The following is a 6,257-nucleotide window of genomic DNA, read 5'->3' on the forward strand; positions in this document are numbered from 1 at the left end:
TAGACTACTTATCCTAGATAAGGGACTGTATAGCGACCTAATAGGTCACTTATCAAGAGAGTAAATGTTCTTACGCGCGTCTAGGAGACAGGTTTTGGAGGAGACCGCGCCGACGTCTTCCAGATCAGCCAGTGCACCCCGTACTGTTCGTCGTGGGAGCATGGTTCGGTCCGCGATCTCCGCCTGGTCAAGCGGATCATCGGCGTGCTCGAGCACCTTGTACACCAACTTCGCGCTGGGGGTGAGATCTTCAACCGCCTCGAGGGTCAGGTCAGCGTTACTCATCACCATCAGTCTCCGTATAGAGTGAGTGTCCCTCATGGAGCGCATGAGCGCGTATCGCCCTGTCGAAATATGCCGCGACGTGCATCCTCGACGACGGGCTGTCCGACACTGCTCCGGCCGAACTCGACTCGCTCCGATCGTCAGGATGGTCAAGCGGGTTCGGATCGGAAAGATGGCTGAGAACCGACCGAATTCGGCCAGTAACACGCTCTGCTATCTCGCCATCTTCAACCTCTACTGGACGCGCTTCTTTGACGCGCTTCTCAGCCTCGTCCTTAGAATATCCGTGATCTCGTTGGAGGTGTTCAACCAACTCCTTTCGTTGACTCATTTTGATACAGAAATCCTCCGGACAGTCGAGCAGTTCAGTGCTGTCCTCAGACATTACGAATCCCCACCGTTTCGAAGACGCTGTCGACGATCAGCAACCGACGCGAGGAGTATCTCGTTCGATCTATCTACGCGCTCGAGGCGTTCTGTAAGCAATTCTAAGACGTCGAGGTCGTCGATAGCGTCGATGGCGATGAGTCGATCCGAGTTGCCCGGATGGCGCATCAGATCACCATCAGCACAGGCCATCGTAATCGCTCGAGAGGCATCATTAAGCGATGTGCACTCGTGAGCGAGTGTTCGGAGTACTTCGCTTCGGGTTGCATAGTGGCGGTCGTTACGATTCGCGTGTATCTTTGCTGCCCGGATCGCTGACTGTGCGAGTGTTGTCTGGTCGCTCGAGTCTTCTCGTTGCGTTTCACTCATCGTGACCACCGTCCGTGAAAGCCGTGGGTGTAGTGTCAGCATCAGTGTCTGGGTGCCAGTCTCCGGTGATCTGCTCAACCTGCGTCTCGTTGAATCGATCGCGAAGCCGTGCGAGTGCGACCTGTTGTTCTCGATAAGTGTATCCAGAGAGATGGTGTTTTGCCCAGTACTTTGCGGCCCGGAAGTCATCTAGCGGAAGGACTGTGACGGGGACTTCCTCGAGGCCGGCGACGTAGCTGGCCCAGAGTCGCTTATGGCCGTTGCAGATCTCGTAGCCGTCAGCGACCGGACGGACGGTCGGCAGTGGATCCGGGCGACCGCGATCGCGGATCGACGCGATGTACTGGCGGTTCTCCGCTGCGGAGAAGTTGCGAGCATGGAAGGGTGACGGGTCGATGTCCGCGAGTGGGACAACGGGTTGCTCGAGTTCGCCGACGGGCTCGAGGCGGCTCTCCGGGAAGGCGTAATAGGGGACGCCGTCGGCGTTGATCTGGGCCATCGGGATCCCCTCGTAGCCGGTGTACTCAGGATAGTGCTCCTCGAGTGTGTTTTCAAAGAGGACGACAGCCGTACGATCATCCTCTGGGTAATCAGGATTGTCTTCTGCGAGCGTGCCGCGGCCATGGACCTGCCAGTCGTGAGCAGGGATCGGCGGATAGTTGACCACGACTCCGCGCGATGAGGTCCCGTCGCGGTCCTCGACGATCGAGCCGACGGTGACGTCAGTTTCACTCGACATCAGGGGTCCCCCCGTCGTACCAGAGTGGATCGTAGCGCCGATCCGGGTGTTCGGTCGTATGGTGCTCGACGATCGCGTCGATCAGAACGGTTGCCCCGCAGTGGACACACTCGACGTCCCGGTGTTCGCCCCTTTCGAGATCGTCAGGATCCGCGCGGAGGTGCTCCGGGAGATCAACGTGATCATCCAGGTCGTCGACCCCGAGCTCGCGCTCTAAGCGGACTCGGACGTCGGTCGGCATATCCTCGAGCGTCAGCTCGTCGCAGTAGTCCCTAGTGCCGGTGTGTTCGATATCTGACCGCGTCCAGCCGACGACGGTTCGGTCCTCGATCGCGAACTGCCACTGATAACGGTCGATGTAGCGGTCATCGACGAAACGATCGATGACGATCGAGTGCGTATTCGTTTCGACGCGAGGGCGTGGGTCGGCCTCGACGTCGTCCTGGTCGGCATCGTCCTCGTCCAAGTGGGATATGTCAGGGTCGTACTTCGTCATGACTGGTCATCCCGGAGGTGCTCCACACGACGGTTCGCGATCTGCAGGCAGATTGCCCCGTTGCAGGTCGTTCGATTCGAGCGCTCGTGGTACTCTCGGATCTTGCGCTCGAGTGAGTCAGCGTTGTCGATCCCGAGATAGGGCCGCTCCTGCTCATCCGAGTTGTCGACGTAGCGGAAGAGATCTCCACGCGAGGTCGCCGCTGCGATCGCTGACCGGACTCGCGAGGGATGCTCATCGGGGTAGCTCCACGAGACGCTACAGACTACCGGCGCTTCGCGGATCAGCGGCGGTTGGACGCCACCCGTGTTGTGCTCGACGTAGCTGACGACCGAGTCGTAGATCTCCTTCGAGGAGGCTTCGGCTTTGGACATGGTTACGTTAGCCGCACCTCCTTGCCCGAGGTCGGCTCGTACGCCTTCCCCTTCTGCTTGAGTTTCTCGATCTCGTGTTCGGCCTTATCCCTCGAGATCCCCGTCTCTTCGAGTTTCTCGAAGATCTCCTCGTAGGGAACTCCGCCGGATCTGCCCTTCTGTAGCTCCTTGATGACGGCTTCGACGTTCTTGATCCGGTCGCGCTGAGGTTTCGACGTGTTTGCCTCGACGATGTCGGCGTCGAACTCTCCGTCCTCGTTCATCCCGTAGTCCTGGAGGGATTCTCCGACCAACCGCTTCGCCCGCTTGATGTCCTCCTCTTCGATCCATTCCGAGAGTCGAGCTCGAGCACTCGCCTCGGCCAGCCGGTGCATGTCCTGGAGCTTCCGCAGCGTGATCGGGACCGGCGCGTCTTCGTCGTAGCCGTGGGTACCGCGCATTCGAACGTACGCGTCGCGAAGCTTATTCCGCATCTCTTTATCACGGAACCTCGGATCGGGAAGTTGCCGCGCGTAGGCGACGTACTTCCGCAGGAGGTCGTGATCGATGATGCGATCGTCGTCATCGACATCGGTCGCTTCGCCAGCCCGTTTCGCTTTTGCCGCCTCTTTCGTATCGAGAACGTGTTCTGCCTTCTCTCGATCCGTCTCTTTATCTGGAATGTCCTGCAACTTCCAGATCAGGGCGAACCGTGAGAGGAGCGTCTCGCTCAGTTCGATCTGCTCGCTGTCGGCGACGTAGTCATCCCAGCGCGAGTGTTTCGGGTTCCCGCCAGCGAACACCGACGTCTCCGCGGGGAGGGTCGTGTTGATCCCGCCCTTGTTGATGTCGACCTTCATGTCCGCCATCGCGCCGTGCATCGAGTCCTGGACATCTTCGCGAACCTTGTCGATCTCGTCGACGCACGCGAGCCCGTTATTCGCCTGGACTAACGCACCGGCGTCGAGCGTCCACTCGCCGTCAGCCCAGTCATCCTGTTTTGCGGTGGCGGTCATCCCGGCTTCAGTCGCGCCCTTGCCGTTCGCGAAGACTGACCGCGGCGCAATCGCCTTCGCCTCGCGCAGCAGCGTCGACTTCCCGGTTGACGCGTCACCGATCAGCAGCATGTGGAAGACTCCGCGAACCTCCCGCCCGTTCTCGAGTTCAACGGTCGCACCGCCGATCAGCATCAGGAAGATGCACTCCTTGATCGTCACGTACTTCTCGCCAGTGAGGTCCGGCGCGATGCTGCCGGTGACGACCTCAAACAGCGGCCCGTACTCGCCGTTCGCGATCGCCTCGATCTTCCGCTTGTCTTCCTCCGAGATCTGGAGATCCTCGAAGTCCGTATCCGAGACTTCGATGTGGTGCCCCTCGAGGTAGGGCTTGAACCGAGCGCTCTTGTTGTTGTTCGATCCGTCCTGCTTGAGTCGGAGGCGGCCAGTGACATCGACGCGATCGCCAGGCTCGACAACGTCGGTGAGGTCGTCCTCAAGCGTGACGTCCATCTTCGTTCCATCGCCGCCGGCGACGACTTCCGGCGGTTCGGCAAGCCGGAGCAGTTGGGCGTCAACGAACTCGGACTGGTCGAAGTTGATCTGGAACGGTCCCTGCCGTTCACAGCCCTGGCACTCGTGGGGCTCCTGGAAGTCGTCACCGGTGTTGGACTGAGGAACCCGCGTGATCGACCCGCAGAGCTGACACTCGAAGGCAGCTTCTTCGACCTTCGGATCGACATCGGTTGCCTTCTCGATCTGCCCCTCGAGTGTAAGGTACGGCGTGTTGTCGTGACGGTCCGTCGGCGAGAACCAGCCCGGGTAGAACGAATCCTCCGCGTTCAGATTGTACACGCGGACGTGCGCGTTCCCGAGGCTGACATCAATCGGGAGGTCGTACAGCCGGAGCGCCTCTTCAGCGTACCGCTGGAGCTGGTCCGGCTGATTGAGGTAGTCGTCCGCGAGGTCGGGATCGTACCGGAAGATGTCCTCCCAGTCGACCTCAAGGGACCGCTGCTCGTTCGGATAGTGTTGAGCGAGTTCCCTGATCTCCTCGTCGTAGTAGTTGCGGAAGAACTCCTGGAACTCGTCCACGAGTTCTGCCGTTCCAGCGGGTTTCGCGGCCGACATTACGCGATCCTCCTCCGTTGACCGCTTGTGCAGGGGGTGTGTAGTCTATACAACACCGAATGAGAGGTGTTGCGGCGTTCGAATGCGAGCGATGCGAGCGATGTGCGAGCGGACTTACAGCTAATCATTCCTTGCTTACTTGTTTTATCCTTCGAGATTTTCTCCCAGTTCAACCGTCCTTGTTCTCAGAACGGTCCTGGAGGCGGCACCCCCCTCATGAGGTGTTGTGTAACCGCAACACCTCCGCAACAGGTGTTCACTCGGACAACACCCCCTCGTGGATCCGGACGCCAGCCAGAGTCTCCGGGAGGTCAGTCGGGGACTTGACGATCAGCCGCGTGTTCTTCGAACTCGATCGCGGTTCCTTCTGGAAGCGACAGAGATCGCGATTGTCGACCAACTCTTCCGCCTTCTCCATCACTGCGTAGGTGTTTGTCCGATGGATCGTTTCGTTAGCTGCCTCGAGTACGTCCTGAATTCGGCTGCCGTCGTACTCCTGTCGACCGGCGCCGCTGGCAGTGACGTTCGCTGCGTGCTTGAGGACGATCGCTGCCTGCCGGTCTCGCTTCGCTGCGCTCTTCCGAGCGACGTCCTGGTAGAACTCCGCTGCCCGGTTCATCTTCTCGACCTGATCGCGGAGTTCGACGACGCGCTGGCGGAGCTGTTCGTTCTCTTCCTCGAGACGTTCGACGCGGTCGACGCTACGCTGTGCCGCCTCGACGGGGCCGCACTCGGTCGGGTCGATCTCGTCGCCGGCGAGGCCGTAGATGAGCTTCCGGAACGCGATTTCCTGGGCAGCATCCTCGTCAAGCGATTGGTCGGCGTGACGGGCGTCAGCGTAGTCGTCCGTCATCGCTGCTCACCTCCGTCAGGATCGTAGATGATCTCTCCAACGCGACCGATCCGGAAATCCGGGCCTGCGACGAGCCCTTGGACGCGTTCCTTGAGTGTGCCGTCGTCTCGAATGTCTGTGTGGCGACGGTAGAGTTTGCGGAGTCGTGAGATCTTGACTGTCTCACCTGACTCGAGGTGCTCGATCACGGCCGCGTCGCGATCATCGTAGTCCACGGTTTCGTCGGCTGTGGTGTCATCTCCACCCTCACATTCATCGATCCGTTCCTCGAGGTCGGCAGTTCGATCCTCGAGTTCGTTGCACTTCTGTAGTGCCCGCTGGGCGACCTGGAGGGCGTCCTCGGGGCGGACATCCAGCTCCTCAGACATCGCGAACCACCTCGTGACCCTCCGCACAGTCGTCACAGGCGTACACGTCGCCATGCTCGGAATGGCGGATGACGACGTCGGCGTCTGATCGACACCCCAGAGTGCCGCAGAACGGACCGAACCCGTCAGTGGCGGAGCTCACGCTGCAACACCTCCTAAAGAAGTCGCTAAATCACATGTCCATTTATCAAAGAAGTTGGTGCTTACCCGCCCGCTCCGCGTCCGCTTATCTCCTGATTTCGGGCCGCTAAAGCTCTCTTCCACCAGTTCTGAGGAAATGA

9 protein-coding genes are annotated in these 6,257 nt (G+C 59.9%); all 9 read right to left on the minus strand.

The genetic code is table 11. The features are described from left to right. Positions 1–45: 45 nt before the first annotated feature. The 9 genes from RBH26_RS21095 to RBH26_RS21135 all read right to left on the minus strand — a co-directional run bounded on the left by RBH26_RS21095 (position 46) and on the right by RBH26_RS21135 (position 5,976). Positions 46–285, minus strand: a complete 240-nt coding sequence (locus tag RBH26_RS21095; protein WP_306760337.1) for a helix-turn-helix domain-containing protein — start codon at positions 283–285, stop codon at positions 46–48. Beyond that, positions 278–670 (minus strand): hypothetical protein, encoded by a 393-nt coding sequence (locus tag RBH26_RS21100; protein ID WP_306760338.1) that lies wholly within the window; start codon positions 668–670, stop codon positions 278–280. The genes RBH26_RS21095 and RBH26_RS21100 overlap by 8 nt, the downstream gene beginning before the upstream one ends. Continuing rightward, positions 670–864, minus strand: a complete 195-nt coding sequence (locus RBH26_RS21105; RefSeq protein ID WP_306760339.1) for a hypothetical protein — start codon at positions 862–864, stop codon at positions 670–672. The genes RBH26_RS21100 and RBH26_RS21105 overlap by 1 nt, the downstream gene beginning before the upstream one ends. A gap of 169 nt (positions 865–1,033) precedes the next feature. Beyond that, positions 1,034–1,780, minus strand: coding sequence for a ParB/RepB/Spo0J family partition protein (locus RBH26_RS21110; protein ID WP_306760340.1), 747 nt, complete (start codon positions 1,778–1,780; stop codon positions 1,034–1,036). Beyond that, positions 1,770–2,276 carry a hypothetical protein gene (locus RBH26_RS21115; RefSeq protein ID WP_306760341.1) on the minus strand — a complete coding sequence of 169 codons (507 nt, stop codon included), beginning with the start codon at positions 2,274–2,276 and terminating at the stop codon, positions 1,770–1,772. The genes RBH26_RS21110 and RBH26_RS21115 overlap by 11 nt, the downstream gene beginning before the upstream one ends. Further along, positions 2,273–2,650 (minus strand): hypothetical protein, encoded by a 378-nt coding sequence (locus RBH26_RS21120; protein ID WP_306760342.1) that lies wholly within the window; start codon positions 2,648–2,650, stop codon positions 2,273–2,275. The genes RBH26_RS21115 and RBH26_RS21120 overlap by 4 nt, the downstream gene beginning before the upstream one ends. 2 nt (positions 2,651–2,652) lie before the next feature. Beyond that, the gene (locus RBH26_RS21125; RefSeq protein WP_306760343.1) at positions 2,653–4,755 is read right to left on the minus strand and encodes a minichromosome maintenance protein MCM; all 2,103 of its coding nucleotides are present in this window, start codon (positions 4,753–4,755) and stop codon (positions 2,653–2,655) included. A gap of 256 nt (positions 4,756–5,011) precedes the next feature. Further along, complete coding sequence (locus RBH26_RS21130) at positions 5,012–5,608, minus strand: hypothetical protein (RefSeq protein ID WP_306760344.1); 597 nt, start codon at positions 5,606–5,608, stop codon at positions 5,012–5,014. Beyond that, positions 5,605–5,976 (minus strand): hypothetical protein, encoded by a 372-nt coding sequence (locus RBH26_RS21135; RefSeq protein ID WP_306760345.1) that lies wholly within the window; start codon positions 5,974–5,976, stop codon positions 5,605–5,607. The genes RBH26_RS21130 and RBH26_RS21135 overlap by 4 nt, the downstream gene beginning before the upstream one ends. Positions 5,977–6,257: the final 281 nt, after the last annotated feature.

The sequence above is a fragment of the Natronolimnohabitans sp. A-GB9 genome (genome assembly GCF_030848565.1).
In the GTDB taxonomy this organism is placed as follows: Archaea; Halobacteriota; Halobacteria; order Halobacteriales; family Natrialbaceae; genus Natronolimnohabitans.

What these genes read in the sequence shown, in the direction of transcription:
- RBH26_RS21110 (WP_306760340.1), bottom strand. Translation starts at nt 1,780, where the DNA reads ATGTCGAGTGAAACTGACGTCACCGTCGGCTCGATCGTCGAGGACCGC.
- RBH26_RS21125 (WP_306760343.1), bottom strand. Translation starts at nt 4,755, where the DNA reads ATGTCGGCCGCGAAACCCGCTGGAACGGCAGAACTCGTGGACGAGTTC.
- RBH26_RS21135 (WP_306760345.1), bottom strand. Translation starts at nt 5,976, where the DNA reads ATGTCTGAGGAGCTGGATGTCCGCCCCGAGGACGCCCTCCAGGTCGCC.
- RBH26_RS21105 (WP_306760339.1), bottom strand. Translation starts at nt 864, where the DNA reads ATGGCCTGTGCTGATGGTGATCTGATGCGCCATCCGGGCAACTCGGAT.
- RBH26_RS21130 (WP_306760344.1), bottom strand. Translation starts at nt 5,608, where the DNA reads ATGACGGACGACTACGCTGACGCCCGTCACGCCGACCAATCGCTTGAC.
- RBH26_RS21100 (WP_306760338.1), bottom strand. Translation starts at nt 670, where the DNA reads ATGTCTGAGGACAGCACTGAACTGCTCGACTGTCCGGAGGATTTCTGT.
- RBH26_RS21095 (WP_306760337.1), bottom strand. Translation starts at nt 285, where the DNA reads ATGAGTAACGCTGACCTGACCCTCGAGGCGGTTGAAGATCTCACCCCC.
- RBH26_RS21115 (WP_306760341.1), bottom strand. Translation starts at nt 2,276, where the DNA reads ATGACGAAGTACGACCCTGACATATCCCACTTGGACGAGGACGATGCC.
- RBH26_RS21120 (WP_306760342.1), bottom strand. Translation starts at nt 2,650, where the DNA reads ATGTCCAAAGCCGAAGCCTCCTCGAAGGAGATCTACGACTCGGTCGTC.